This is a genomic window from Bacillus mycoides, assembly GCF_000832605.1.
Classification (GTDB): Bacteria; Bacillota; Bacilli; order Bacillales; family Bacillaceae_G; genus Bacillus_A; species Bacillus_A mycoides.
Genome location: NZ_CP009692.1, coordinates 66022 through 91716 on the forward strand (window position 1 = coordinate 66022; position 25695 = coordinate 91716).

Here is a 25695-nt window from a genome sequence, read left to right on the forward strand (position 1 = left end):
CCTTTCCTTATAAAAATGGACGAAATAGTCCTTTTATTGTTTGTGATAAATTTTTATAGGCTGATGAACCATGAAATTCAAGATCGAAATTAACTTCTTCAAGCCAATGTGAATCAAATGCTCCTGATTCAATATACGGTTCAATATCGTTTCTCCCCGTTGGATTAAAGTGGAATACATCTACTCCAATTTGATTTAAAAATAGTAATAACACAGCATCAGAACGACTTAATTCTCCGCTCTTCTCATTATTAAATATAACAATTTTCGGTACTTCTTGCGAATAATCAAATTTCTCAAGCTGCTCTAAAATGTTCGGTGGTATTTGAGAGAGTTGTGCGAAAACATACAGTGCTACATCTTGTTTCGTCTCTTTCGCAATTGGTTTACACATTTCACTTTCGCACGTATGGATGATTGCTTCTGCAATACCATGTTGTAATCCTTCTGGTAAACGCTTATGCGGCCACCAATGGCTGTTCATAATTAAATCCGGATGTAACTTCCCTGCGCGGTCCAATGCATCTCGATAATGATATTGGAAATTCGCTTTTTGTTCTTTCGTGAACGGGAATGTATTAATCAAGAAACTGTTATCAAATGATGTAACAGCCTTTAGTCGCTGAAAATATTCTTTATCATTCTTTGAAACACCTGATATTTTTGCAAATAAAGAAGGAATATAAATATGCTTATTTTCAACAAAGAATGTTGGGCGTACAAATGCCTTTTCTTTCGTAATTAAAAAGAGTTCATCGTACGTTGTTTTGAGCGTACGGGCTACAGGTGTATACGAACGGAATTGCCACGGTTTGTATAATAATGAATTATCGTGGTGAAGTACTTGCTCGATTTCTTTTGAAGCTTGATAAGCTACTGTTGCGACGCGTTCACGACGCCGATCAGGAAATGGTTCCAATGAAATACGGCCTGAATGAGATACGACAAAGGTCTTTCCTTCCTCATCTACACTCTCAAATCCATCTTTTCCTTCTGGGTGATAATAAAGCACATCACAGCCGAGCATAATAAGAAAGTATAAGAAATATATACGACTCTCCGTCGCATCACCGTACCAAACGATACGTGGCATTTGTTTCTTATAATTAATCGTAGAGAACCACTTCGCTACGTAATTTTCACTTAATTTAATCATATCGATTAAGAAACGCCGGAATCCTTCTGTTTTTAAAGATTGATTATGTTGTTTCTCATACAATTTCAATACAGAAATAAACGTCGTATGTATATAATGCTGTAAATCAGGATTGTCTACTTGCGGTAATAGTTGTTTTCCAGACAAATGTGCTACAAGCCTATTTACTGTAAGTCCATTCGGCGCTTCTTGATGTAATGCAAAAACTTCTTGAATATGGCGCAGTTTTTCGGGATCAATCACCTTATTTAAATTTTGTTCATGCAAAACCTCGATCCCTTTTGCTTCATTATAATCAAATAGTTCATTAAAATATTCATCTACATCATTCGGAACACCAAGAATGCGACTTGCTATATAACTAAATTTCATCTCATTCTCTGTCAGTTCATATTGTGGACGTTTTTCTAAAAGCGCTTCAAATTGCTTTAAATCTGATTCATCTTTTAATGCATATGGTTGAAGTGTAAAACGTGAAAACACAACAGTTCACCTCCAAAAACATTTACGTTTTTTATAAAGTCTCTCTTCTATTATAAACTATTTCTAGTTATAAAAAATGGGCGCTCGCATAACGAGCAAACCCATTTCAACTATTTATGTTCATTTTTAGTAGCTGCAACTTCTTCTTTAGCTTGTCCAGAATTCTTCATGTAGTGAAGTATAAATGTTGCTCCAAACGCTATAACTAAAATAATAAAGAACAGCGTATGACTTACCTCAATATGAATGACAGACAGTAGCATTTTTGCTGCAATAATTAAGATTAAAATATATGCTGTCGTTTCAAGTTCTGGAATACGCTCTAACAATTTTAAGAATACGCCAGCAATACCGCGCATCATTAAAATACCGAGCATTCCACCTAATAGTAAAATCCAAACTTCATTCGATACACCAAATGCAGCAAGTACACTATCTACAGAGAATGCGATATCCATTAATTCAACCATCGCAACCGTCCCCCAGAAAACACCGAACATTCTGAAGAGAATACTATTTTGGTTCATACCATGGGCTTCTTCTTCTTCTGAAGTGCCTTTTCTTTTATCAATGAAATATTTAATTGACAGCCAAGCTAAGTAAAGCGCACCTAACACTTTTACCCATGCCAATTTAATTAAGAACATTCCGATTCCAATTGCAATAAAACGGAATACATAAGCTCCAATAAGTCCATAGAATAATGCTTTTTTTCGTTTTTCTTCTGGAAGATGTTTTACCATTACCGCTAACACAAGTGCATTGTCAGCAGATAATAACCCTTCAAGTACAACAAGTGTACCTATTAACCCCCAAGATACTGGATCTTGTAACACTTTAATCCACATGTCCAAGTCGAAAAACTGAGCATACGTATCAAGGATTCCTTGCAAAATACTCATCTTACCTTTATCCCCTATTCTTTGCTAGATTTATAGAAAGGTCAAAAAAAGGAAACGAATACCGTTTCCCTTCTTATGCATCCAAGCCATACGCTCTTACAAGCGCACCTAATCCACCTTGGAATCCACTTCCTACTGCACTAAACTTCCACTGTCCATTATGACGATATAATTCACAAAAGACAACTGCTGTTTCAATGGAGAAATCTTCCCCTAAATCAAAACGAAGAACTTCTTCGTTTGTTTCTTCATTTGCTAAACGCACGAATGCATTTGCAACCTGTCCAAAGTTTTGATTACGGCCTTCTCCATCATAAATTGTAACTGTAATAGCAATTTTATGAACATCTGCTGGAACCTTTTTCAAATCGACAACAAGTTGCTCATCATCACCGTCACCTGCACCTGTACGGTTATCTCCTGTATGTAAAACTGATTCACAAGGAGACTGTAAATTATTATAGAAAATAAAATCAGTTTCCTTCGTACATTTCCCGTTCGCATCTAATAAAAAGGCAGATGCATCTAAATCGAAATCAGATCCACCATCATAAGATTTAATATCCCATCCAAGACCAATTACTGCTCTTGATAAACCTGGGCTTGTTTTAGCTAAATCTATTTTCTGTCCTTTTTGCAATTGAATAACCATATATTTTCACCTCTATATTTTAATTTCAAAAAATATATCCATCAGTAAATACGCGTTTCACCGATGGATATATAAATCTATTACTCTACATCTAAACCAAAGTTATTACATAGAGAACCTAATCCACCTTGGAATCCACTTCCGATTGCATTGAATTTCCATTCACCTGCGTGACGGTATAATTCACTTACTACTACTGCAGTTTCAATAGAGAAATCTTCTCCTAAATCGTAACGAATTAATTCTGCATTCTTTTCTTCATCCATAATGCGTACGAAAGAGTTAGAAACTTGTCCGAAGTTTTGGCTACGGCCTTCTCCATCATAAATTGTGATTGTGAAGCAAATACGCTCGATATGTGCAGGAACATTTTTTAAGTCTATTTTAATTGTTTCATCGTCGCCTTCACCTGCACCTGTACGGTTATCTCCTAAATGCTCTACAGCACCATTCGCACCTTTTGGATTATTATAGAAGACGAAATCCTCTGCTCCTGAAACTTTACCGTTAGCACCTACTAAGAAGATACTAACATCTAAATCGAAATCGCTTTGTCCGTCATAACGATTCGTATCCCAACCAAGTCCTACAAGAACTTTCGAAAGACCTGGATTTGTTTTTGTTAAGTCTACCTTTTGTCCTTTTTTCAATGAAATTGATGCCATATACAATTCCTCCTTGGTTTATCTTATTGGTAACGTGATACAATCTCACTTAAGTTTTTATCTTGTGTTCCTTCTCCAACTGCTGAAAACTTCCATTCGTTTCCGTCTCGATACATTTCCCCTGCAATTAAAGTCATTTTGCCAGCGTAATTATCTGACAAGTTATAACGTGCTAATTCTTCACCTGTTTGTGGGTTTTGAATACGAATATATGCATTGCGAATCATCCCAAAATCTTGACGACGATTTACACAGTCATAAATATTTACAACGAATACTAAACGATTAATACGGCTCGGAACTTTATGTAATTCTACGAAAATTGTTTCGTCGTCACCAGCGCCTTCACCTGTTAAATTATCTCCTGAATGAATGATACTACCACAAGTAGAAAGTTTGTTGCCGAAGTAAACTAGATCATTTTTGTTTAAAAAACGATCCCCTTCTAACATAACAACAGATGCATCACAATCTACACTTGGTTTACTTCCAAATAAAGAAGACAGAAACCCACCTGATTGCCCAATTGGATCCCAGCCTAAGCCAACCTGCAGTTTCGCTACTCTCGGTTGTCCTTTTGTTAAATCAATCTTTTGTCCTTTTTCTAAAATAATAGGCATGAAGTTTCTTCCTTTCTACAAAGCATTTTCCAAATCGGAAAACATTGTATTCTCCTCTTATATTGTAGCATTATTTATCTAATGAGAAAAAGGATAAATTCTCAATTATATGAAAACAGATACTATATTTATTTATACTGATGTAATAAGTGGTAAATAGAACCAATCATTCCTGCACAATTGCCGCTTTGCGCAAGTTTAATCTCACAATTACTATAAATATCTTGATTTAAGTATGTTCCTATCTCTTCCTTCACTTCATTTAAAAAATCATCTCCTCTTTCAGTAATTCCCCCACCAATAATAATCATTTTCGGATTAAAAATATAAGCAAGGTTACTAATTCCAATCGCCAAATGTTTAAAGAAAATCTTCACGGCTTGAATAACACTGCTATCACCCTTATCATATAATTCGAAAATTGTTTTACCATCCCACTCCTTTTCACCTTTATATCTTCGTACGAGATGAATTAATCCCGAAATTGAGGCAACCTCCTCAAAAGTATTCCCTTCTATTAACATGCTCCCCCATTCCCCAGCGCCAAACGAATGTCCACGGTATAACTCCCCATTTATAACAATTGCTCCACCAATGCCCGTTCCAAGCGTAAGCATAATAAAATCGCTTTCTCCCCTCCCTGTACCTTTCCATTTCTCGCCTAAGGCCGCACAATTAACATCATTTTCAATAGATACAGGAACTTTTAATACTTCTTGTAGTCTCTCAACAATAGAAATATTAGCATAACGCGGAATATGATCCACACCTCCCGTTATAACTCCTTTATCAATATCAACAATTCCCGCTGTACTAATACCAATTCCGGAAATAGTATGTTCAGTCATTAACTTTTTTGATAAATATATAAGCTTTTGAACAATTTGTTCCCCGCCCAAGTGAATTTCTGTTGGGACCTTTTTATGTATTAGTACTACCCCTATTTCTGAAACAATTCCATATTTAATTTGCGTACCACCAATATCAAATGCAATATACTCTTTCATCCGTTACCACTTCCTCTACTATTATGAGTGTAAATTCTCCATCACTCTACTATATTCACATTAACTCTTTTCTCCCTTTAGAAATACACCTCCTTTTTCTTATGAAGTGGACTTGTTCAGTGCCCTCCCTTTTTCTATATATAGTTTTTTTGCATAAAACTCTTTTTCCTATGAAATATTACAAAGGGGTGTATTTTAGATGGAACAATAATTTTTTCTTCAGGAGGAAAACAATGACAAAAATCTTCATTTTAGCATCAACACTTTCTTTATCCTTTTTTAGCGGCTTAAATATTGGTAATGCTGCAACTGAAAACTTCAATCCAATAACAAACGCTATTGTACAAAATAACGATAATTTAGCAGAAGGTAATTCAAAAGATAATAATAAACCTCCAGGAAACAATGGTTCTCAGGACGATAGTGGTTCTGACGGCAATGGTTCTGGTGGCAACGGTTCTGGTGGCAACGGTTCTGGTGGCAATGGCTCTGGTGGCAGTGGTTCTGGTGGCAACGGTTCTGACGGCAATGGTTCTGGTGGCAACGGTTCTGGTGGCAGTGGTTCTGGTGGCAGTGGTTCTGGTGGCAATGGCTCTGGTGGCAGTGGTTCTGGTGGCAACGGTTCTGACGGCAATGGTTCTGGTGGCAACGGTTCTGGTGGCAGTGGTTCTGGTGGCAGTGGTTCTGGTGGCAACGGTTCTGACGGCAGTGGCTCTGGTGGCAGTGGTTCTGGTGGTAACGGTTCTGACGGCAATGGCTCTGGTGGTAACGGTTCTGGTGGCAACGGTTCTGACGGCAATGGCTCTGGTGGTAACGGTTCTGGTGGCAACGGTTCTGACGGCGATGGTTCTGGTGGCAACGGTTCTGGTGGCAATGGTTCTGGTGGCAACGGTTCTGGTGGCAACGGTTCTGGTGGCAACGGTTCTGGTGGCAGTGGTTCTGGTGGCAGTGGTTCTGGCGGCAGTGGTTCTGGTGGCAACGGTTCTGGTGGCAGTGGTTCTGGCGGCAACGGTTCTGGTGGCAACGGTTCTGGTGGCAGTGGTTCTGGCGGCAACGGTTCTGGTGGCAGTGGTTCTGGTGGCAGTGGTTCTGGTGGCAGTGGTTCTGGTGGCAGTGGCTCTCAGGGAGGCAACCGTGTTAAAGGCGACAGCAGTTCTCAAGGTGGCAATGGCTCTCAGGGAGGCAACCGTGTTAAAGGCGACAGCAGTTCTCAAGGTGGCAATGGCTCTCAGGGAGGCAACCGTGTTAAAGGCGATAGCGGCTCTCAAAGCGGTAACGCAAAAGATAATGCAACAAAACAAGGCAATAAATTGCCTAATACTGCAACGCATTATCCTGCATCTATTTTAATTGGTCTTTCGACATTCCTAATTGGTGTGTTACTATTTATTCGTCGTAAAAACGCAAAATAAAAAAATCATCCTTCCATCTAAAAATACATGAAACAGATTATAAAGTGAAACTTTAATCAGTGGGGATTTTGTTCATCCCCCACTGATTATTAACCTTCACCAATCGGGCTTTTACGGGCAGCAGGGCTCCCACCTAACTTCTTTGCTCCAGCCGAATTTTGAAGTGGGAGTTTTACTGCCTGACAAATAGCGGGATAAAACTAAAAAGGACTTTGATTGCATTTTATTATGCAATCAAAGTCCTTTTTGCCATCTAGTAGAAAGAGCATTAATACGCTTTTCCCCAATACACCATCTGCTTCGCTTTTTTACTACAGCAAATACATTCGTCAGCTAAACTTTCTTGTTCGAACGGAATACAACGTGAAGATACTCCAACTTCTTCTTTTAATTTTTCTTCACAAGCTAGTTCTCCACACCACATCGCTTTAATAAATCCTTGCTTTTCATCAGCCGCTTTTTTCATCTCTTCGAAATTCGTCACACTATACGTATTCTCATCGCGAAATACTTTTGCTTTGCTAAATAAAGAATGGTGAATTTCCTCAAGTAGTACTGGAATGCGTTCTTCTAATTGATCCATTGATATAAACTCTTTTTCTTTCGTATCTCGCCTTACAAGTACAACTTGATTCTTTTCAATATCCTTTGGACCAACTTCTAATCTAATTGGAACACCCTTCATTTCATACTCATTAAATTTCCAGCCAGGTGTTTTATTGCTAGCATCTATTTTTACACGTGCAACCTTCTGAATACGTCCTTGCAACTCTGTTGCTTTTTCTAACACACCTTCTTTGTGCTGAGCAATAGGAACGATAACAACTTGTACTGGAGCGACTTTTGGCGGCATTACAAGTCCGTTATTATCGCTATGAACCATAATAAGTCCACCTATCATTCTTGTTGATACACCCCAAGATGTTTGATGTACGTATTGCCATTTACCGTTACGGTCTAAAAACTTAATATCAAATGCTTCAGAGAAATTCGTTCCAAAGTTATGAGATGTTCCTGTTTGAAGTGCTTTTCCATCATGCATTAAACTTTCAATCGTATAAGTTGCCTTCGCTCCTGCAAACTTTTCTTTTTCTGTTTTTTGCCCTTTAATAACCGGAATCGCTAAATACTCTTCACAAAAAGCAGCATATAGATTTAAAATATTTAATGTTTCAATTTGAGATTCTTCTGCCGTTTCATGAATCGTATGACCTTCTTGCCATAAAAATTCAGTTGTACGAAGGAATGGTCTCGTCGTCTTCTCCCAACGAACTACTGAACACCACTGGTTATATAACTTTGGTAAATCATTATATGATTGAACAATTTTTGAAAAATGCTCACAGAATAGAGTTTCAGATGTAGGACGTATACAAAGTCTTTCCGCCAATTTCTCATCTCCGCCATGAGTAACCCATGCTACTTCAGGAGCAAATCCTTCAACATGATCTTTCTCTTTTTGTAATAAACTCTCTGGAATAAACATTGGCATGTACACATTTTCATGACCAGATTCTTTTAATTTTTCATCCATCACTTTCTGCATATTTTCCCATAATGCATAACCGTATGGACGTAAAATCATACAACCTTTCACACTTGAATAATCAACAAGCTCCGCTTTTTTTACAATATCGGTATACCACTGAGCAAAGTCTTCTTCCATTTTCGTAATGGCTTGTACTTGTTCTTTTACCATAGTTATTCTTCCTCCTTTAGAAAATAGAAAAAGCCCGCGTCCCCAAATAGGGACCGAGCTTTGTCGGCGTTACCACCCTGATTCATACACAAAAAAATTGAGTATGCTCTCTTTTTGATAACGGGAATTTCCCGCTGCATATGCAGAACTCAAAGGTAGGTTCCATATCGCCTCTTTAAGAATCTTCCAGCCAAAAGGATTCTCTCTCTGCCAAAAGGTAAGACATGTACTATTCCTTTTTCATCGTTATAACAAAATAAATTTGTTGAATATCATAATATAAATTTTATTTCAAAACAAGAGCCAATTTTCTTATTTTTATACATTATTTTCAATTATCACTGTTTTATACGTAACTTTTCCGAACTATTTTTACAAGTTGATGAGCAACCATACCAATTAGTGTACCAATTAAAACGAAGAAACAAATAAATCCGTATCCCATTCCTTCCCAACCACCAATAGCGATCATTGTTACAGGAAAGAAAGCTAAACAAAGAAGTACTAAACTAAGTGCAAATATAATATCAAACTGTTTGTCTGGAAAACGTTTCTTTAGTAAATATGACATAAAAAATACAAGGAGAACGGTGACTCCACCAATGATGTAAAAGATACCAAATCCATCTAGCCAATCCATAGTATTCCCTCCTTCCATTCATTCCCTTATACTTATTATATGTTTAATTTTTCTGAAAATAAATAGCGAAATTTTATTCAAAAATATATTTTTATTACCAGGTATTAATAGTAATATATAAGAATAGGTTTTATATAATCAGGAGGGAAACTTTATGGATAAAGCATTAACAAATCGCGTCATTATTTTATCTTTTGACTGCTTATCAGCTTTAGATTTTCCTATATTACAAAAACTACCTAATTTCCAAACTTTAATAAAAAGGGGCGCAATTGCGAAAAAAGTGGAGCCAATTTATCCTTCTGTAACATATCCAAGCCACTCAACAATCGTAACCGGTAATTATCCTAATAAGCATGGCGTTGTCAGCAATACATTACTTCAACCAGGACGTGAGTCACCAGATTGGCATTGGTACCGAAAGTCCATTAACGGGACAACTTTATATGATGAAGCACGCAAAGCAAATTTAACGACAGCAGCCCTTCTATGGCCTGTTACTGGAAGAGCAAATATCGATTACAATTTACCAGAAATTTTTCCAAATAGACCGTGGCAAAATCAAATTTTAGTTTCATTATTTAGCGGTAGCCCGCTATATCAATTAGATTTAAATCGTCGTTTCGGCCATATACGAAATGGATTGTCACAGCCTGAGCTTGATAATTTCGTCCTTGCTTCTGCCGTACATACAATTCAGACGAAAAAGCCTAATGTTATGTTTGTACATTTTACTGATTTAGATACTCAAAGACATTACCATGGCTTCGAGTCTGAGGAAACAGTAGCTGCAATCCACAGACACGACGAACGCCTCGGAAAAATTATCCATACATTAAAAGAAAGTGGTATATACGAAGAAAGTACAATTATTGCACTTGGTGACCATAGCGCTTTAAGTGAAAACAAAGCAATCCAATTAAATGTCCTATTCTGTCAAAAAGGGCTTATATCCGTAAATAAACGTGGAAAAATACACGATTGGAAAGCTTATTGCCAAAGCTGTGATGGATCTGCCTACGTACATGTAAAGGATAAAAATGATACTGAAACGATTAAAGAGATTCAACTTCTTCTTGAAGAGCTTCTTCAGGATAAACAAAATGGAATTGAATTTATTCTGCACGATGAAGATGCAAAAGAACGTGGCGCTGATGGTAATTGCTTATTTATGCTAGAGGCCATGGAAGGTTATTACTTCATTGAAAATTATACAGGTGATTTCATAAAAGAAATTAATAAAGAAGATGTTAATTCTAGTAAGAAATATACATTTGGAACACATGGATATTCCCCAACAAAACCTAACTATGAAACAATTTTTATGGCTGCTGGGAAAGGCATTCAAAGCGGCGTTACAATTCCGTATATGAGACTGATTGATGAAGGTCCGACTATCGCTAGGTTACTCGGTTTGCACTTAGGTGAAACAGACGGCGCAATTGTAGAGGATTTACTTCAATTGTAAAGAACTGTGTATATATGTAAAAGTTATGTAAAAATCATCACTGTTTCTCTTTTTATAATTTTTATTTTTGTACACTGTTAGTAGAACAAATTTAAGGGGGAACATTATATGAAAAAAATGTCCAGACAAGAAAAAAGCTGGATATTGTACGATTGGGCGAACTCGGTATATTCGCTCGTCATTACAACTGCATTATTTCCAATTTACTTTAAAGCAGCTGCAAAAGAAGCTGGACTATCTGGCGCAACTTCAACAGCCTATTGGGGATATGCAAACTCGGTCGCTACACTTTTAATTTCTATACTCGCTCCTATTCTCGGCACAGTTGCTGATTATAAGGGATTTAAAAAACGATTTTTCACATTCTTCTTTGGACTCGGTATCGTATTTACAAGTATGCTAGCAATTGTTCCAACATCTCAGTGGTACTTATTACTAGGATGCTATATGCTCGCATTAGTTGGCTTTGCTGGAGCAAATATTTTTTATGATGCATTTCTAGTAGATGTTACCTCTGGAGATAGAATGGACCGAATTTCTACGCGAGGTTTTGCATTAGGTTACATTGGGAGCACAATTCCTTTTATCGGTTGTATTGCTCTTATTATTCTTGCTCAAAAAGGAACTATCCCCTTATCAGTCGGAATTGCTAGTCAAATTTCCTTTGCAATAACAGCTCTTTGGTGGGGACTATTTACGATACCAATGCTAAAAAATGTAGAGCAAACACACTATATTGAACGTCATCCAAGACCAATTGCAATGAGCTTCAAGCGCCTTGCTAATACGTTTAAAAATATTAAAGAATATAAAACTGTATTTATGTTCCTAATAGCTTACTTTTTCTACATTGATGGGGTAGATACAATTATCACTATGTCTACTGCTTACGGAACAGATCTCGGTATTAGTGCAACCAATCTATTAATCATCTTATTTGTAACACAAATTGTCGCTTGTCCATTTGCTTTATTATATGGAAAACTATCGGAAACATTTACCGGTAAAAAAATGCTATATGTCGGCATTATCATTTATATCATTATTTGCACATATGCTTATTTCTTAAAAACGACGTTTGATTTCTGGATTTTAGCAATGTTAGTTGCTACTTCTCAGGGCGGGATTCAAGCACTTAGCCGTTCTTATTTCGCAAAACTAGTACCGAAAGAATCTGCAAATGAATTCTTCGGATTTTATAATATCTTTGGTAAATTCGCAGCAATTATGGGTCCGGTATTAGTAGGTGTCACAACACAATTAACAGGAAAAACAAACGCTGGTGTCCTTAGTATTATTGTCCTATTTATTATCGGTGGATTCTTATTAACTAGAGTACCTGAAAATGATACGTCCGTTACACCACCTAATCCGAAAACTAAAACAATATAAGAGAAAGATCCCCTTCACACAAGAAGGGGATCTTTCTCTTATATTTTTAACGATAACGCCCTACAATTAAAAACTCTAAAGCTTGTACAAAAATAGTTTATCGACAGTTGTTCCTAATACTTCTGCTAACCGGAATGCTAGTGCTAAGCTTGGATCATATTTATTATTCTCAATTGCATTTATCGTCTGTCTTGATACGTTACACTTATCCGCTAATGCACCTTGTGAAATATTATTTGCAGTGCGCAATTCATAGATTTGATTTTTCACACCGTTTCTCCTAACCTGTAAAATCGTTTTTACATCATCAGTATATAGTTGGGGCATGTCATTGTCAAAAGATTGCCACAAGAAAAGGGAGCAATTCTGCTCCCTTACAATAGCTATTTCGAAACTAATCAATTCGTCATTTCCTCTCGATTCACAATATCTTCTTTCTTTATTTGCATACGTAAAACCGGACCTATCGCAAATAAAATAAGTGCCATTGCTATACAAAATACAGTAACTAGTGAGGTCATCTCCTTCAATCCTCCAGCTAGTGAAGTTCCAATTAACATTGCCCCCATGAACAGTGGTAAAATCGTTCCATTTACTCTGCCAATCATATTTTCTGGTACAAGTTGAATCATAAGCGTACCGACAACGATATTGACACAGGCTAAACAAATACCTGTTCCAAATCTCATGAAACTAGTAATCCAAAATGATGTAGATAACCCTTCTACTAAAAATGACATCGCTAATATGCTCATACCGAATACAAACATCTTTTTCGGATTCACTTTTGAAGCGAAAACTGCAGCAACAATACCACCAATTAACATACCGATTCCATCAGCTGCGGCTAAATATTGAACGGCTTCTTTTTCCATTCCAAGCCGTTCTATTACAAGAAACACTTCTAATGGATTCGTTAGTCCAACAGCTAAGCCCATAATGGTGAAAGTGATCGTAATCATACGTAAATTTTTCGTATGAAGAACGTATTTCCAACCTTCTTTTATATCATTTTTTAATGAACCTCTCGCCACTTGCTCTTGTTCCACCCATTTTGGTAAAAATGAAAGAGCGATAGCAGATAACAAAAATAAAATAATTAAGCTATATAGTGACGTAAATAAACCAAGTTGTGTGTACACAAGCGATCCTACCACTGGTCCAAAAATCATAAATAGCGACTGTAATGTTTGATTAAATGCAATCGCATTTGCTACCTGTTCTTCTTTTACATAGCGTTTAAATATACGCGAAGATGATGGCTGAGAAAACTGACCTACAATCGCGGAAATGAGTGTTGCAAAAAATATAGCCTGCCAATAATCCAGCTTTAACAACAAGACAATTCCTACAATAGACAGTACACTTAATACATCTCCAGCAACCATCGTTCTTTTCGGATTCCAGCGATCAGCTAGCGCCCCACCGATAAACGAGAAAATAAAAATAGGTGCATATTCCATAACCGATAATAAAGAAACTGAAACTGGATCATTATTCGTTCGCTCCATTATGAAATACAAAAGAGCCATATTTCTGATCCAAATTGCAAATTGTTGTAAAATATCAGATGCCATAACGAGCATAAATGCTCGGTTTTTAAATAAAGCGTTCATTTTCATTCCCCTTTCATAAACCGACCGTTCGGTCTAATTTATTTTGTAAGAAAAGCAACTGACCTATTATTCAGCTGCCATTCCTTTTAACAATACATCTATTGCCTTTTTATAAATACGTTTCAGCTCTTTATAATCTAACTCGTAGTAAAGTACTCCAAGCCCCGATAATAATCCATTCACAATATACATAAGATCACGCGTATCATCTTCTTGAAACTCTCCAGACTGTATACCTGCTTCAATTAATTTCTCAACCATAACATATGATTCTCTAGTTAAAGCTAACAGTTCATCCAGAATTTCTTTACTTACAACTTGGCTCATAGAGAATTCCTCTATTGCATTTGAAATGGGTTGCTGTATGTCCTCTACATAATATTCCGCGAGACCATATAGTTTTTCAGTACTAGTACTATACAACTTCTCTTTTTCATTCCATTTTTCAAGCCAATCATACGTATGCTGCTTCACTACAAATAAAAATAATTCTTCTTTACTTTTAAAGTGATAATAAATGCTTCCTTTACTTCTCTCTGTAATTTCACAAATCTCTTCCATAGATGTAGCTGCATAGCCCTTCTGTGAAAACAGACTTTCTGCTTTATAGGCAATTTCTTTCTTTATCTCTTCTGCGCTTCTTCTCATATTCACACCTCTTTAAACCGACCGTTCAGTCTAATAATAACAAATAAAAAACCTCTATCGCAAGAGGCTATACTCCTTATTTAAGAAAACGTACTTTCAAACCACATTCGAATCATATGTATTATTCCAAATTTAAATCCTCATTTAGTAAGAAATACGGTTCCCTTTTCATTTCCCCTAGCATGTTAAAAATATTTAATCAAACGTTTGTTTAACTGTTTTTATGCATATGTAAGCCAACTAATCAAACGTTTGTTTAAAAAGAAATACGCCCCCTATAAGGCGTATTCTCATCAATCACCACCGCCTCCACCACCGCAGCTACCTCCACTATCTCCACCAAAAGAACCTCCGCAATCATGTGAACCTCCATCGTGCGAGCTATCATTATCCGATCCAGCAAAGAAAAATAATGGTGATGAGCTGTTGGATGAATTATGAATGTTATTTTGTTTTGTAAGATTTACCTTCTTTTTGTTTGATCGAACTGCTGTTACGATCGTTCCAACTACAACAAATAATAGTATGACAATAATAAATTCCATATAAAAGCCTCCCTTAATCTTCGAATAATTGAATGGTTCTCTCTAAATTTTCAAGTGAAATGAAGCGCGATTCACGAAGGATCTCTTTTCCATTATAAAATAATAAAACTGTTGGCCCTGTAAATACTGCATATCGCCCCGCAATCTCTTGCATGTCTTGTAGTAATATTTCTACTTTCTCTACGTAATCATAATTCTCTAATACGCAATTTACTTTTCTTAACATAACATCACAAACACCACAATTTTCCGTTTTAATAAACAGCAGTACTAATTGTTGTCCTTCAATATATGTCGCTAATTCCTCTATCGTTTCAAATGTATTCATCTTATCCCTCTTAGCGTAATTTACGAAATACTTTACCCTGATACATACGAAAAGCTGAACTATCTTTAATCTTTCTCTTTTCCATTACCTGCTGAAAACGCAGCGTTTTTGCTGTTAACTCTTCTTGTAATTCTTTTCTCTCTACTTCATCATAACAGCACGCAATTAAGTCTTCTATTTTTAATATATCTTTTTGTAGTTCCATTTCTGGTGGAATCATACCTGCATTTTTCAAGATTTTATAACTCATTCTAAGTTCTGGAGGTACCATTGAAAGGTCTTCTAATTGTAGTGGTTTTCCTTTCCCCGGAATATGATCGAGATCACCATTCCGTATTGCTTGTCGAATTTTTTCTTCAGCAATGTTCAAAAAGACATCCACACCATTCGCTCCTTTACATATTTTTACTATTATTTTACATGATATTTTCTCATCTTGCTACGCTATTACAAATTGACTTTATACAATTTTTTCTCAAATTTAATTACAAGGAGCCTTTTCCTCCCTAATCAATATTTTATTTTCATGTGTAGTCTGTATTAGAGCTATTTAATATTGAGAAAATCTTTGTGAATCAAATAAAGCGTTTACACCAAATCTTGCATTTGCTACGATTTAATCACCCCCAGCTCCCTTGTATAGACTTCGTGATGTCTGATCATTTTTATCTAGACGTTTCATACGTCTAGATTCACTTTGGTTTATTGGCGCATGCCTTTAAATATATCTTTTATTTTGAAAGGAGAAATGACTATGAGATCAAAAAAATTCACGCTGCTATTACTATCCCTACTACTTTTCTTACCTCTTTTTCTCACAAACCTTATTACTCCAAATTTCGCATTAGCAGATTCACCAAAGCAAGGTCAAAAAATTGTTGGGTATTTTCCTTCATGGGGCGTTTACGGACGTAATTATCAAGTTGCAGACATTGATGCATCAAAGCTAACTCATTTAAACTATGCTTTCGCTGATATTTGCTGGAATGGAAAACATGGAAACCCTTCTACTCACCCCGATAATCCAAATAAACAAACGTGGAACTGTAAAGAATCTGGTGTACCACTGCAAAATAAAGAGGTCCCTAATGGCACTCTCGTACTCGGTGAACCATGGGCTGATGTCACAAAATCTTATCCGGGATCGGGTACAACTTGGGAAGATTGTGATAAATATGCCCGCTGTGGAAATTTCGGAGAACTGAAACGATTAAAAGCTAAGTATCCTCACTTAAAAACAATTATTTCAGTTGGTGGCTGGACTTGGTCTAACCGCTTTTCTGATATGGCCGCTGATGAAAAAACAAGAAAAGTGTTCGCTGAATCTACAGTAGCTTTTCTTCGCGAATATGGATTTGACGGCGTTGATTTAGACTGGGAATACCCGGGTGTTGAAACGATTCCTGGTGGTAGTTATCGTCCTGAAGATAAACAAAACTTCACCCTTCTGCTTCAAGATGTTCGAAATGCATTAACGAAAGCTGGTGCAGAAGATGGTAAACAATATTTACTAACAATCGCGTCAGGTGCAAGCCAACGTTATGCGGATCATACAGAGCTAAAGAAGATTTCTCAAATACTGGATTGGATTAATATTATGACATACGATTTCCACGGTGGATGGGAAGCTACTTCTAACCATAATGCTGCACTATACAAAGATCCAAATGACCCCGCAGCGGATACGAAATTTTACGTAGATGGTGCGATAGACATTTATACAAATGAAGGGGTTCCAGCGGATAAACTCGTATTAGGTGTACCTTTTTACGGACGTGGATGGAAAAGTTGCGGAAAAGAAAATAATGGGCAATACCAACCTTGTAAACCAGGTAGTGACGGAAAGCTCGCTTCTAAAGGTACTTGGGATGATTATTCTACCGGTGACACAGGTGTGTACGATTATGGTGATTTAGCATCTAATTATGTGAATAAAAATGGTTTTGTTCGCGGATGGAACGATGTAGCGAAAGTACCTTATTTATATAATGCGACTACAGGAACCTTTATTAGCTATGATGACAATGAATCTATGAAATATAAAACAGACTATATAAAGACAAAGGGTTTAAGTGGCGCAATGTTTTGGGAACTAAGCGGGGATTGCCGTACAAGTCCAAAATATAGTTGTAGTGGACCAAAATTACTTGATACGCTAGTAAAAGAATTACTTGGTGGACCTATTACTCAAAAAGATACTGAACCACCAACAAACGTAAAAAATATTGCTGTTACAAATAAAAATTCAAACTCAGTTCAATTAAACTGGACTGCATCTACTGATAACGTAGGCGTTACTGAATATGAAATTACTGCCGGAGAAGAGAAATGGAGTACAACAACAAATAGCATTACAATTAAAAACTTGAAACCTAATACAGAATACACATTTTCAGTATTAGCAAAAGATGCTGCTGGTAACAAATCACAATCTACTTCTATTCTTATAAAAACAGATGATGCTAACACAACACCTCCTGGTGGAAATGGCAATGCTACCTTTTCAGTCACTTCAAATTGGGGAAGTGGTTACAACTTCTCAATTATAATTAAAAATAGCGGAACGACCCCTATTAAAAACTGGAAATTAGAATTTGATTATAACGGCAATTTAACACAAGTTTGGGATTCTAAAATTAGTAGTAAAATAAATAATCATTACGTAATTACGAATGCAGGATGGAATGGTGAAATTCCTCCTGGTGGATCAGTTACAATCGGAGGGGCAGGAACAGGCAATCCCGCCGAACTTGTAAATGCATCCATTAACGAAAACTAAACGTAACCTCCATTAATTATTTCACTAAAGTTTGAATTTAGGTTTGAGTGCTCTATCCTAAATTCAAACTTTTAATTTTATGAAAAATCACAATTTATATTATAATAACCTATTATAATTATATTTAGTTTCTAATATGAAGTTCGCGTGAAGTTCATCTGAATTTTACATGAATTTCCTTTAAGTTCTATTGTCTTCCCATACTAATCACATTATCCTTTACATATAGGAATCATTTCCATTCCATTTCAAACTATCTATATATATAAAAAAGATAGTAGCCTATTAGGGAAAGGCATCTAGTATTATTATAAATATAACCAAAGAAAAAGAACTCTTATGGTGCGCTTATAAGCGCACCATAAGAGTTCTTTTTCATACAATTCTCATTTGAGAGTTCTCGAAAATCATGTTAATCACAAAGAAAAGGCATTAACTCATAAAAGCTAATGCCTTTTCTTTGTGATTATTGTTAAACGTTCCATTTTTCGATATTCCATATTTTCGTTATCCATGCTTCATAGAAAGAGGGCTCATGTGAAACAATTAAAACTGTACCTTTATATTGTTTTAACGCTTCCTGTAAATCCGTCTTAGTCTCTGTATCCAAATGGTTAGTTGGTTCATCTAAAATTAAAACATTGCTTTTAGTTACGATAAGTTCGCATAATCGTACTTTTGTTTGTTCTCCTCCACTTAATAACTGGATAGGTTTTAATACATGTTCTTCTTTCAATCCGCACTTTGCTAATGCTTGTCGGATTTCTTTTCTTGTCATATCTGGTCTCCCTGCCCATACTCTTTCTAGTGCAGTTATTTCTGAGGAAAATTCCTCTTGTGCAAAATAAGCGGGTTTTACTCGTTCCCCAACAGAAACTGAGCCGCCTAACGGTTTTATTTGTCCTAGTAATGTTTTTAACATTGTTGTTTTTCCAATCCCATTATGACCAATAATCGCAATCTTTTCCCCTTTTTTCACTTGAAAATCCAATTCCGGAAATAACGGTTCACCATAACCAATTTTCAGTTTCTCTACCTGTAATATACGACTCACTGGCTCAGTATAAACATTAAAATCAAAACGGGCGCGAGGTACATCGTTAACCTTTTCAACCTTTTTCATTTTCTCTAATACTTTTTCACGACTTTTCGCTTGTTTCGCTTTACGAATTTTATTTTTTTGAATAAAACCCTCTAAATGTACAATTTCTTTTTGTTGTTTCGCATACGCCGCTTGTAATTGTTTCCTTTGTAATTGATAACTTTGCAAAAAGGTTTCATAATCTCCCGCATAGCGCTTAACCTTTCGTTCTTCTAGATGATAAATAACATTCGTAATATTGTTCAAAAATATTTCATCATGCGAAATGATAATATAAGCTTTTTCATACATTTGTAAATATGATTGCAACCATTCTATATGTGCTGTATCTAAATAGTTAGTTGGCTCATCTAATAATAAAACATCCGCTTTTTCTAAAAGGAGTTTCCCAAGTAACAACTTTGTCCGCTGACCACCACTTAACTTTGAAACATCCTTTTCCAATCCTATTTCAAACAAGCCTAAGCCTGTTGCTACTTCCTCAATTTCTGTATGAATTTGATAAAAATTAGAATTCTCCAATATAGTTTGTAACTCTCCATACCTTACTAACAATTTCGCTACTTCTCCTGCTCCAGCCATCTCTTCTGTAAGTTTTAACATGTCACGTTCCAACTCATACAGGTTAGAAAACGCACTTTGCAAGTATTCTTCAATTGTTATGCCTTCTTGTAAATCTATATGCTGTTGCAAAAAGCCAATCTTCACATGTGGAAACCATTCAATTTTCCCATCATCATGTATAAGTTCTCCCGTTAACAAGCGTAATAATGTTGATTTTCCAATTCCATTTTTCCCTACTAGCCCAACATGTTCGCCCTTTAATAATCGAAAGCACGTATTATATAAAATGGTTTTCTCACCATATGAATGACTTACATTTTCTACTGTTAATATACTCATCTTTTCTCTCTCCTTTTCTTATGATCCATAAGCTAAATAGAGAGAACAACAGTATAAAGCCTTATTTAGTTATACATATAAAAATGGGTAAGGTGAATACACCTTACCCATTACATATTATCGTAAGAAAGGATTAAGGTTCTTTACCTGCTGTCTTCAATTTAGCTTCATCTTTAAAAATGGGCAGACTTCTCCCGTATCAAGCTAAAACCATTTGAAGAACAGTTGATAAAGTCATTTTATCCTTTCACTCCTTTAACGTTTGTTATATTAAGAGTATAAATCACTCTGTTATATTCTATTCTCTACTTTTTCTTTTGTTCCTTCTTCCAATTTATCCGATGTTAATGAACCCACTATTTCCCCTATAGATTTCATCTTTCTCCTTCAATAGAAAAAAGCCTCTTAACAGCAATTATACAAGAAACTGTTAAAAGACTTTTTTCTATTTTTTCATGTAAGGAGCCAATACTCTTAAAATTTCTTCCTTATCCTTCTTTAACTCAAGAGATGTTAACATATCCATCGTTCGCGGCCTAGGTAATTCCACTTGGACCTCGCCAACTATTGATGCTGGTCTTTGAGATAAAATAAATACGCGATCAGAAAGTAAAATTGCCTCATCTAAGTCATGTGTAACCATAACAATTGTTTGCTTTTCTTGATGCCAAGAATTTAAAAGCCAACTGTGTACTTCCATTTTTGTAAATGCATCTAATTTTCCAAAAGGCTCATCCAGTAGCATAATTGGCTTTTCACATAAATACGTACGAAGGAAACTAATTCTTTGACGCATTCCACCTGATAACTCATCTGGATAATGATCTGCGTATTCATCTAGCTCAAATTGCTTTAATGCTTCCATTCCTTCTGTCAGCCTTTGTCTTTTAGGCTTCCCTTCGATTTCCAATGGAAGAACGATATTTTGCAAAGCCGATCGCCATGGTAGTAATAAATCTTGTTGCGGCATATAACTAACAACATCTTGTTTTTTTACATACTCCTCGTTATAAAACACTTCTCCGCTCGTTGGCTCTTCAACACTTGCAATCATATTTAATAATGTACTTTTTCCACAACCACTCGGACCTACAAAAGAGACAAACTCTCCCTCTTGTATAGACGCACTAATATTTGCTAATACATTCTTTCCATCGAAAGCTTTTACAATATCTTTTATTTGTAATCCACTCATTTTTCACTTGGAAGGAATTCATTTGTAAAGGCATCTTTTACATCGATTTTCTTTTTAATAACTTTGTTGTCATATAAGAAATTCATGTAATTCGTCCAAATCTCTTCCTTCTGTACTCCCCACGCTTTTGCATCATCTTGATACTTTGTACTTAACCACTTTTGGCTTTCTTGTACTAATTCTTTATTCACATCTGGAACAGCTTTAATTAAAATATCCGCAGCTTCTTTCGGTTCTTTAATTGCAAAATCATAACCTTCTGTCGTTGCCGTCATAAATTTTTTCACAAAATCTTTATCTTGCTTCGTATGCTTTTCACTTGTAATAATAACAGGACTATAGAAATCAAGCGCTGGATCTAAGTCTTTTACCATAATTGTATTTAACTCTTTTCCTTGACGCTTCGCTTCAATTCCATCCCATCCATAATAAATCCATTCAAAGTCTGCATCACGACCGATTGATTTAAAGAAATCTGTTTGTCCAAGAATAATTTTTTCAACTTTATTAAAATCAGCTTGATGTTTCTCCATAATCGTCTTTAACGTCGCTTCTTCTGCTGGTCCCCCCCAGCCGCCATAACGTTTACCTTCAAAATCTTTCGGTGACGTCATATTATCTTTTTTTAGAGATGCAAAAGCAGAGGTATTATGCTGAATAATTGCACCAACAGAAACAACTGGGATTCCTTCAACACGAGCTAATGTTACATTTTCTTGTGCGCTTATCGCAAAGTCTGCTTTCCCAGAAGCAATCATCTGCTCTGCCGTTACATTATCACCAGGCTGGATAATTTCTACATCAAGCCCTTGCTTTTTGTAATAATCTTTCGTTTGCGCTACATATAAGCCAGTATGATTCGTATTTGGAAACCAATCTAAAACGACTTTTACTTTTTTATCTTTACTTGAACTTTCTTCTTTCTTCGCCGGATTACATCCAGCAACAGTTACTGCTAATAATGCAGCTAACATAATTTTTAAACCTTTTTTCATTTTCTGCCGCCCTTTCTGTATATCCATGGTGCTGTTATTCTTGCCATAAATTCAACAATAAAGTACAGACATAATGTCACCATGACGATAATCGCTGCAACACCAAATACTCGAGCCGTTAAAAAGGATTTTGTTGCTCTTGTAAGCATAACTCCTAATCCTTCGCTGGCACCAAGCCATTCCCCAATAATCGCCCCCATCACACTATATGTAACAGCAATTTTTAAACCTGAGAAGAAGTATGGGAGTACTGCTGGAAACTTTACTTTCTGGTAAACTTGCCATTTCGTTGCCTTCATTGTTTGTAACAGTTTCAGCATATTTTTATCTACCGTTTGGAAACCTTCTAAAATGCTAAGCGCAATTGGGAAGAAACAAACAAGAATAACAACCATTACTTTTGGCAACATTCCGTATCCAAACCAAATAATAAATAATGGTGCGAGCACAACGATTGGAATTGTTTGCGAAATAACGAGCAATGGATTCATTAAAATCCGAAATAAAGGGATGACATCCATAATGATAGCAATACTCGTCCCAAGTAAAATTGCAAAAAACAACCCAATTATTACTTCCTGTAACGTTTGCACTGTATTCGGTAATAGTAAATCTTTCATTCCAATTAACTCTTGCACAATTGCAGACGGCTTCGGTAAAATCCACGGCTCAATTTTAAATAATGAAACAGATCCTTCCCATATAGCAATGAGAAGGATAAGCCAAATTGTTGTGATTATTTTAGATCGCTTCTGGTTTTGCATATTCATCACGGTACTTCCAAACTTTTTCGTCAATCGTTACGCCTGTACTTGGACGATAGTGAATTTTAATAGAAGTGATTACTTCTTCTGCTCCAGCATCGACGCAAGCTTGTTGCGCGCGTTTAATGACGTCAAGAAGTACATCTAATTCTCCTTCCAACGTTGTTTCCATTGCCCCTACTTCATAACGAACTCCCGACTGTTGTACAACTTCAATTGCTTTATCAACAACGGAATACACATCTTTGTTCTTCGCTTGTGGTACTACTGAAAATGAAATTGTAACTTGTTGTGACATAATAAAATCCCCCTTACAAAATATGGTTTCAAAAAAAGAAAAGGCTTTCCTACCATGTAGGAAAGCCTTGTATACAAGTTATTCTATAATAACTTATGCTACATCACTTTAAAGTAACTCCCTACGCTGGCATTATCCAGATCAGGTTGAGGGTCGATGTATACTTACATCCTCTCAGCCAATTGGCTCCCCGGTTCTTAATTCGTTTTCATTGTAGCATGATTTATTTTATTGAACAAACAAAAGCATGCATAATCACTTCATTTAACTTTTGAATTCCCCAATTAACTCTTGTAACTCCTGTGAAAGCCAACTTAAAGAACTAGCTAATTCAGCAATATCTTGTACAGACATCTCCTGTTCTTTCATACTTTCTTGAACATTACTACTACTATTCGCATACTTATTTGCGATAAGTGATAGTTCATTTACAACACGAACAATATTTTGGCTATTTTGCAATATATCACTTGAATTGCTAGAAACAGCTCTAACTTGATTGGTAACAGTTTGTGCTGATTTCGAAATTTTTTCAAAGAAAGCACCACTACTTTCAACAAGTTTAATTCCTGATTCTACTTCTTTTGAAGCTTTTTGCATTGAAACAACAGCTTCTTCCGTTCCAGCTTGTGTTTCCCCAATTAATTTTGCTATATCTTTTGCTGATGCTTCCGTCTGCTCTGCTAATTTACGCACTTCATCAGCAACAACGGCAAATCCCTCTCCAGTTTCCTCAGCACGTGAAGCTTCAATAGTAGCATGTAAAGCTAGCGAATTAGTTTGATTTGAAATACCTGTAATTTCAGTTACAATATCACTAATTTCTTTTGATCTTGCTTCCAAAGAATAAATAATAGAAGATAAATCTTGTACTGCATTTTGTATTATGTTCATTTGATTAATCGCCTGTTTAATAACACCATTTCCTTTTTCTGAATGATGCTCTATACCTTCAGACTCTTTCGCCATTTGTTTTGCAGCATTCGTTATCTCTTCCATCTTATCTTCCATTTCATATACAATACCTAAATACTGTGGTACTGAAGTTTCTTGTGACTGGGCGCCAGCTCTTAACTCAACCATAGAACTTACGATTTCTTGAACTGCCATGCTATTCTCTTTCGTACTCACTGACAATTCTTTTGAAGATGAGGAAACCTGTTCTGCTGTCTGCTTCACTTTATCTATAATTCCTTTAAACTTCTCGATGGTATTATTAAAATACGCATTAATAATACCAATATCATCTGGTCTTTCCTCTAATTTAATACTTAAATCACCTTCACCGACTTTGCGCAACCCTTCACGTAAATCCCGCAATGGAGCAAGTGCGTTACGTACGATTAAGAATTGAATAACAGTTGCAATTAAAACAGAAATACAAATAAACATTAAACCTTGTATAATGAATTTTCCCTTTGTAATAGGAACAATAGAGGCATCTACATCGGCTGCAACAATTGCCACAATATTATCTTCTCCATCTTTAATTGGCTCTAATATCGTTACCCATGATCCTAATGCGTCTTCATATACTACTGTCATGTTTGCTTTTTTCGTGCTCATTACCTTATCATATGCTTTCATCCAAAGATCTGGTTGTTTATAATAGTCCCCCGGCTTTACTTCAACAACATTTGCTAAGTCTGTAGACAAGTCGACGATTTGTAACTCACCTTTTTCATTTTCTTTTGCTCCAACAATATACGTTTGTCCAACACTGTTCAATTCTTCCGTTGATTCATCTAATTTCTCTGTTAACTTCTCTCTCTTTTCTCTTTCTGCCGTTGGATCTTTTGCAACATCTCTCACTATTTCTGCGTCTAATTTATGTAATACCGTATCTCCTGTTTCAAAAGAATGCCTTTCAAATATAGACATCATACTATTTTGAAACATGTTAAAACTTAACGCCCCCATACTACCAACAAGCGTCAAAATAACTAATACAGTTAACAATACATTTTTTTGAAGAAATGATAGCTTGTGCCAATACTTTTCCATTAACATCACCTTTCTAAATTAACTTAGTATAAAGTAAAACTATTAAAATATAAACCTCATCAATAAATGATAACGATTCTCATTTGTTTACAAATAAAAAAAAGACCAATGAAAAAGCATTGGTCAAAACCAACCCTATCCGTCCGGTAACTGGCTAGCATAGTCATTTGACCTTAGCCCCTGTAGTTTTGCGCCCTCATGTTTCCATCAGTTTGCCTTTCTCGCTGAACGAGTTGAACGATATGGGAGTTCTATGAGAATTTAAATATTCTCTTTCAAAGATTACAACATAAAAATTAAAATGTCCACTTATTTAGAGATTTAAATATAAAGTTTTAATGTATTATTTTTTCGAAATAATTTAACAAAGTTCGTGAATGTTACATTTCTTGTGTTATATAATAAAAAACGTATACAACACA

Annotated in this window: 24 protein-coding genes, 2 riboswitches and 1 other annotated feature; of the genes, 4 read left to right on the plus strand and 20 right to left on the minus strand. The window is 35.9% G+C overall.

Annotation, left to right across the window (positions count from 1 at the left end; genetic code table 11):
* Positions 1-7: 7 nt before the first annotated feature.
* The 6 genes from BG05_RS02230 to BG05_RS02255 form a co-directional block, all read right to left on the minus strand.
* Positions 8-1639, minus strand: a complete 1632-nt coding sequence (locus BG05_RS02230) for a YceG family protein (protein ID WP_003187176.1) — start codon at positions 1637-1639, stop codon at positions 8-10.
* Between the two features lie 110 nt (positions 1640-1749).
* Positions 1750-2541, minus strand: a complete 792-nt coding sequence (locus BG05_RS02235) for a TerC family protein (protein ID WP_002125000.1) — start codon at positions 2539-2541, stop codon at positions 1750-1752.
* 73 nt (positions 2542-2614) lie between these two features.
* The gene (locus tag BG05_RS02240) at positions 2615-3193 is read right to left on the minus strand and encodes a TerD family protein (RefSeq protein ID WP_002010227.1); all 579 of its coding nucleotides are present in this window, start codon (positions 3191-3193) and stop codon (positions 2615-2617) included.
* Positions 3194-3273: 80 nt separating this feature from the next.
* Positions 3274-3858: a TerD family protein gene (locus BG05_RS02245; RefSeq protein ID WP_002124998.1), complete on the minus strand. Its 585-nt coding sequence runs from the start codon at positions 3856-3858 to the stop codon at positions 3274-3276.
* Between the two features lie 23 nt (positions 3859-3881).
* Positions 3882-4478, minus strand: a complete 597-nt coding sequence (locus tag BG05_RS02250) for a TerD family protein (RefSeq protein WP_002029589.1) — start codon at positions 4476-4478, stop codon at positions 3882-3884.
* A gap of 128 nt (positions 4479-4606) precedes the next feature.
* The gene (locus BG05_RS02255; protein ID WP_002124997.1) at positions 4607-5485 is read right to left on the minus strand and encodes an ROK family protein; all 879 of its coding nucleotides are present in this window, start codon (positions 5483-5485) and stop codon (positions 4607-4609) included.
* 233 nt (positions 5486-5718) lie between these two features.
* Here BG05_RS02255 and BG05_RS02260 point away from each other — a divergent pair, with 233 nt between their 5' ends.
* A complete protein-coding gene (locus BG05_RS02260; RefSeq protein WP_041867978.1) occupies positions 5719-6897 on the plus strand; it encodes a cell wall anchor protein in 1179 nt (392 codons plus the stop codon).
* Between the two features lie 268 nt (positions 6898-7165).
* On the opposite strand, the gene proS is transcribed toward BG05_RS02260, so the two are convergent.
* Complete coding sequence (gene proS / locus BG05_RS02265) at positions 7166-8596, minus strand: proline--tRNA ligase (RefSeq protein ID WP_002124994.1); 1431 nt, start codon at positions 8594-8596, stop codon at positions 7166-7168.
* A 45-nt stretch (positions 8597-8641) separates the two neighbouring features.
* Positions 8642-8849, minus strand: a binding site (T-box leader).
* Positions 8850-8942: 93 nt separating this feature from the next.
* Positions 8943-9236 carry a YesK-like family protein gene (locus BG05_RS02270; RefSeq protein WP_002124993.1) on the minus strand — a complete coding sequence of 98 codons (294 nt, stop codon included), beginning with the start codon at positions 9234-9236 and terminating at the stop codon, positions 8943-8945.
* Positions 9237-9390: 154 nt separating this feature from the next.
* Here BG05_RS02270 and BG05_RS02275 point away from each other — a divergent pair, with 154 nt between their 5' ends.
* On the plus strand, positions 9391-10704 hold the full coding sequence (locus tag BG05_RS02275) for an alkaline phosphatase family protein (protein WP_002124992.1): 1314 nt from the start codon (positions 9391-9393) through the stop codon (positions 10702-10704).
* A 108-nt stretch (positions 10705-10812) separates the two neighbouring features.
* Positions 10813-12096: an MFS transporter gene (locus BG05_RS02280; protein WP_002169236.1), complete on the plus strand. Its 1284-nt coding sequence runs from the start codon at positions 10813-10815 to the stop codon at positions 12094-12096.
* A gap of 75 nt (positions 12097-12171) precedes the next feature.
* On the opposite strand, the gene BG05_RS02285 is transcribed toward BG05_RS02280, so the two are convergent.
* The 6 genes from BG05_RS02285 to BG05_RS02315 all read right to left on the minus strand — a co-directional run bounded on the left by BG05_RS02285 (position 12172) and on the right by BG05_RS02315 (position 15615).
* Entirely contained in the window at positions 12172-12423 is a 252-nt protein-coding gene (locus tag BG05_RS02285) for a helix-turn-helix transcriptional regulator (RefSeq protein WP_003187029.1), read from the minus strand.
* 71 nt (positions 12424-12494) lie between these two features.
* On the minus strand, positions 12495-13712 hold the full coding sequence (locus BG05_RS02290) for an MFS transporter (RefSeq protein WP_002124988.1): 1218 nt from the start codon (positions 13710-13712) through the stop codon (positions 12495-12497).
* Between the two features lie 66 nt (positions 13713-13778).
* Entirely contained in the window at positions 13779-14360 is a 582-nt protein-coding gene (locus tag BG05_RS02295) for a TetR/AcrR family transcriptional regulator (RefSeq protein ID WP_002124986.1), read from the minus strand.
* A gap of 293 nt (positions 14361-14653) precedes the next feature.
* A complete protein-coding gene (locus tag BG05_RS02305) occupies positions 14654-14905 on the minus strand; it encodes a hypothetical protein (RefSeq protein WP_000394370.1) in 252 nt (83 codons plus the stop codon).
* Between the two features lie 13 nt (positions 14906-14918).
* Complete coding sequence (locus BG05_RS02310; RefSeq protein ID WP_002063639.1) at positions 14919-15233, minus strand: thioredoxin family protein; 315 nt, start codon at positions 15231-15233, stop codon at positions 14919-14921.
* Positions 15234-15243: 10 nt separating this feature from the next.
* On the minus strand, positions 15244-15615 hold the full coding sequence (locus BG05_RS02315; RefSeq protein ID WP_002010200.1) for a DnaJ family domain-containing protein: 372 nt from the start codon (positions 15613-15615) through the stop codon (positions 15244-15246).
* A 372-nt stretch (positions 15616-15987) separates the two neighbouring features.
* On the opposite strand from BG05_RS02315, the gene BG05_RS02320 reads away from it, so the two are divergent.
* Positions 15988-18012 (plus strand): glycosyl hydrolase family 18 protein, encoded by a 2025-nt coding sequence (locus BG05_RS02320; RefSeq protein WP_033733716.1) that lies wholly within the window; start codon positions 15988-15990, stop codon positions 18010-18012.
* Between the two features lie 472 nt (positions 18013-18484).
* Here BG05_RS02320 and BG05_RS02325 read toward each other — a convergent pair whose 3' ends face one another.
* From BG05_RS02325 to BG05_RS02350, 6 genes are all read right to left on the minus strand, one after another.
* A complete protein-coding gene (locus tag BG05_RS02325; RefSeq protein ID WP_002167016.1) occupies positions 18485-20017 on the minus strand; it encodes an ABC-F family ATP-binding cassette domain-containing protein in 1533 nt (510 codons plus the stop codon).
* A 445-nt stretch (positions 20018-20462) separates the two neighbouring features.
* Entirely contained in the window at positions 20463-21212 is a 750-nt protein-coding gene (locus BG05_RS02330) for an ABC transporter ATP-binding protein (RefSeq protein WP_002124980.1), read from the minus strand.
* Positions 21209-22207, minus strand: a complete 999-nt coding sequence (locus BG05_RS02335) for an ABC transporter substrate-binding protein (RefSeq protein ID WP_002124979.1) — start codon at positions 22205-22207, stop codon at positions 21209-21211. Before BG05_RS02335 ends, BG05_RS02330 begins: the two co-directional genes overlap by 4 nt.
* Positions 22204-22977 carry an ABC transporter permease gene (locus tag BG05_RS02340; protein WP_002091231.1) on the minus strand — a complete coding sequence of 258 codons (774 nt, stop codon included), beginning with the start codon at positions 22975-22977 and terminating at the stop codon, positions 22204-22206. The genes BG05_RS02335 and BG05_RS02340 overlap by 4 nt, the downstream gene beginning before the upstream one ends.
* Positions 22949-23269: an MTH1187 family thiamine-binding protein gene (locus tag BG05_RS02345; RefSeq protein ID WP_000082898.1), complete on the minus strand. Its 321-nt coding sequence runs from the start codon at positions 23267-23269 to the stop codon at positions 22949-22951. Before BG05_RS02345 ends, BG05_RS02340 begins: the two co-directional genes overlap by 29 nt.
* Positions 23270-23370: 101 nt before the next feature.
* Positions 23371-23472: riboswitch (TPP riboswitch) on the minus strand.
* A 61-nt stretch (positions 23473-23533) separates the two neighbouring features.
* Positions 23534-25273, minus strand: coding sequence for a methyl-accepting chemotaxis protein (locus BG05_RS02350; protein ID WP_002169241.1), 1740 nt, complete (start codon positions 25271-25273; stop codon positions 23534-23536).
* 142 nt (positions 25274-25415) lie between these two features.
* A riboswitch (cyclic di-GMP riboswitch) is annotated at positions 25416-25500 on the minus strand.
* Between the last annotated feature and the right edge of the window lie 195 nt (positions 25501-25695).

What these genes read in the sequence shown, in the direction of transcription:
- BG05_RS02235 (WP_002125000.1), bottom strand. Translation starts at nt 2,541, where the DNA reads ATGAGTATTTTGCAAGGAATCCTTGATACGTATGCTCAGTTTTTCGAC.
- BG05_RS02240 (WP_002010227.1), bottom strand. Translation starts at nt 3,193, where the DNA reads ATGGTTATTCAATTGCAAAAAGGACAGAAAATAGATTTAGCTAAAACA.
- BG05_RS02245 (WP_002124998.1), bottom strand. Translation starts at nt 3,858, where the DNA reads ATGGCATCAATTTCATTGAAAAAAGGACAAAAGGTAGACTTAACAAAA.
- BG05_RS02250 (WP_002029589.1), bottom strand. Translation starts at nt 4,478, where the DNA reads ATGCCTATTATTTTAGAAAAAGGACAAAAGATTGATTTAACAAAAGGA.
- BG05_RS02255 (WP_002124997.1), bottom strand. Translation starts at nt 5,485, where the DNA reads ATGAAAGAGTATATTGCATTTGATATTGGTGGTACGCAAATTAAATAT.
- BG05_RS02260 (WP_041867978.1), top strand. Translation starts at nt 5,719, where the DNA reads ATGACAAAAATCTTCATTTTAGCATCAACACTTTCTTTATCCTTTTTT.
- proS (WP_002124994.1), bottom strand. Translation starts at nt 8,596, where the DNA reads ATGGTAAAAGAACAAGTACAAGCCATTACGAAAATGGAAGAAGACTTT.
- BG05_RS02270 (WP_002124993.1), bottom strand. Translation starts at nt 9,236, where the DNA reads ATGGATTGGCTAGATGGATTTGGTATCTTTTACATCATTGGTGGAGTC.
- BG05_RS02275 (WP_002124992.1), top strand. Translation starts at nt 9,391, where the DNA reads ATGGATAAAGCATTAACAAATCGCGTCATTATTTTATCTTTTGACTGC.
- BG05_RS02280 (WP_002169236.1), top strand. Translation starts at nt 10,813, where the DNA reads ATGAAAAAAATGTCCAGACAAGAAAAAAGCTGGATATTGTACGATTGG.
- BG05_RS02285 (WP_003187029.1), bottom strand. Translation starts at nt 12,423, where the DNA reads ATGCCCCAACTATATACTGATGATGTAAAAACGATTTTACAGGTTAGG.
- BG05_RS02290 (WP_002124988.1), bottom strand. Translation starts at nt 13,712, where the DNA reads ATGAACGCTTTATTTAAAAACCGAGCATTTATGCTCGTTATGGCATCT.
- BG05_RS02295 (WP_002124986.1), bottom strand. Translation starts at nt 14,360, where the DNA reads ATGAGAAGAAGCGCAGAAGAGATAAAGAAAGAAATTGCCTATAAAGCA.
- BG05_RS02305 (WP_000394370.1), bottom strand. Translation starts at nt 14,905, where the DNA reads ATGGAATTTATTATTGTCATACTATTATTTGTTGTAGTTGGAACGATC.
- BG05_RS02310 (WP_002063639.1), bottom strand. Translation starts at nt 15,233, where the DNA reads ATGAATACATTTGAAACGATAGAGGAATTAGCGACATATATTGAAGGA.
- BG05_RS02320 (WP_033733716.1), top strand. Translation starts at nt 15,988, where the DNA reads ATGAGATCAAAAAAATTCACGCTGCTATTACTATCCCTACTACTTTTC.
- BG05_RS02325 (WP_002167016.1), bottom strand. Translation starts at nt 20,017, where the DNA reads ATGAGTATATTAACAGTAGAAAATGTAAGTCATTCATATGGTGAGAAA.
- BG05_RS02330 (WP_002124980.1), bottom strand. Translation starts at nt 21,212, where the DNA reads ATGAGTGGATTACAAATAAAAGATATTGTAAAAGCTTTCGATGGAAAG.
- BG05_RS02335 (WP_002124979.1), bottom strand. Translation starts at nt 22,207, where the DNA reads ATGAAAAAAGGTTTAAAAATTATGTTAGCTGCATTATTAGCAGTAACT.
- BG05_RS02340 (WP_002091231.1), bottom strand. Translation starts at nt 22,977, where the DNA reads ATGAATATGCAAAACCAGAAGCGATCTAAAATAATCACAACAATTTGG.
- BG05_RS02345 (WP_000082898.1), bottom strand. Translation starts at nt 23,269, where the DNA reads ATGTCACAACAAGTTACAATTTCATTTTCAGTAGTACCACAAGCGAAG.
- BG05_RS02350 (WP_002169241.1), bottom strand. Translation starts at nt 25,273, where the DNA reads ATGGAAAAGTATTGGCACAAGCTATCATTTCTTCAAAAAAATGTATTG.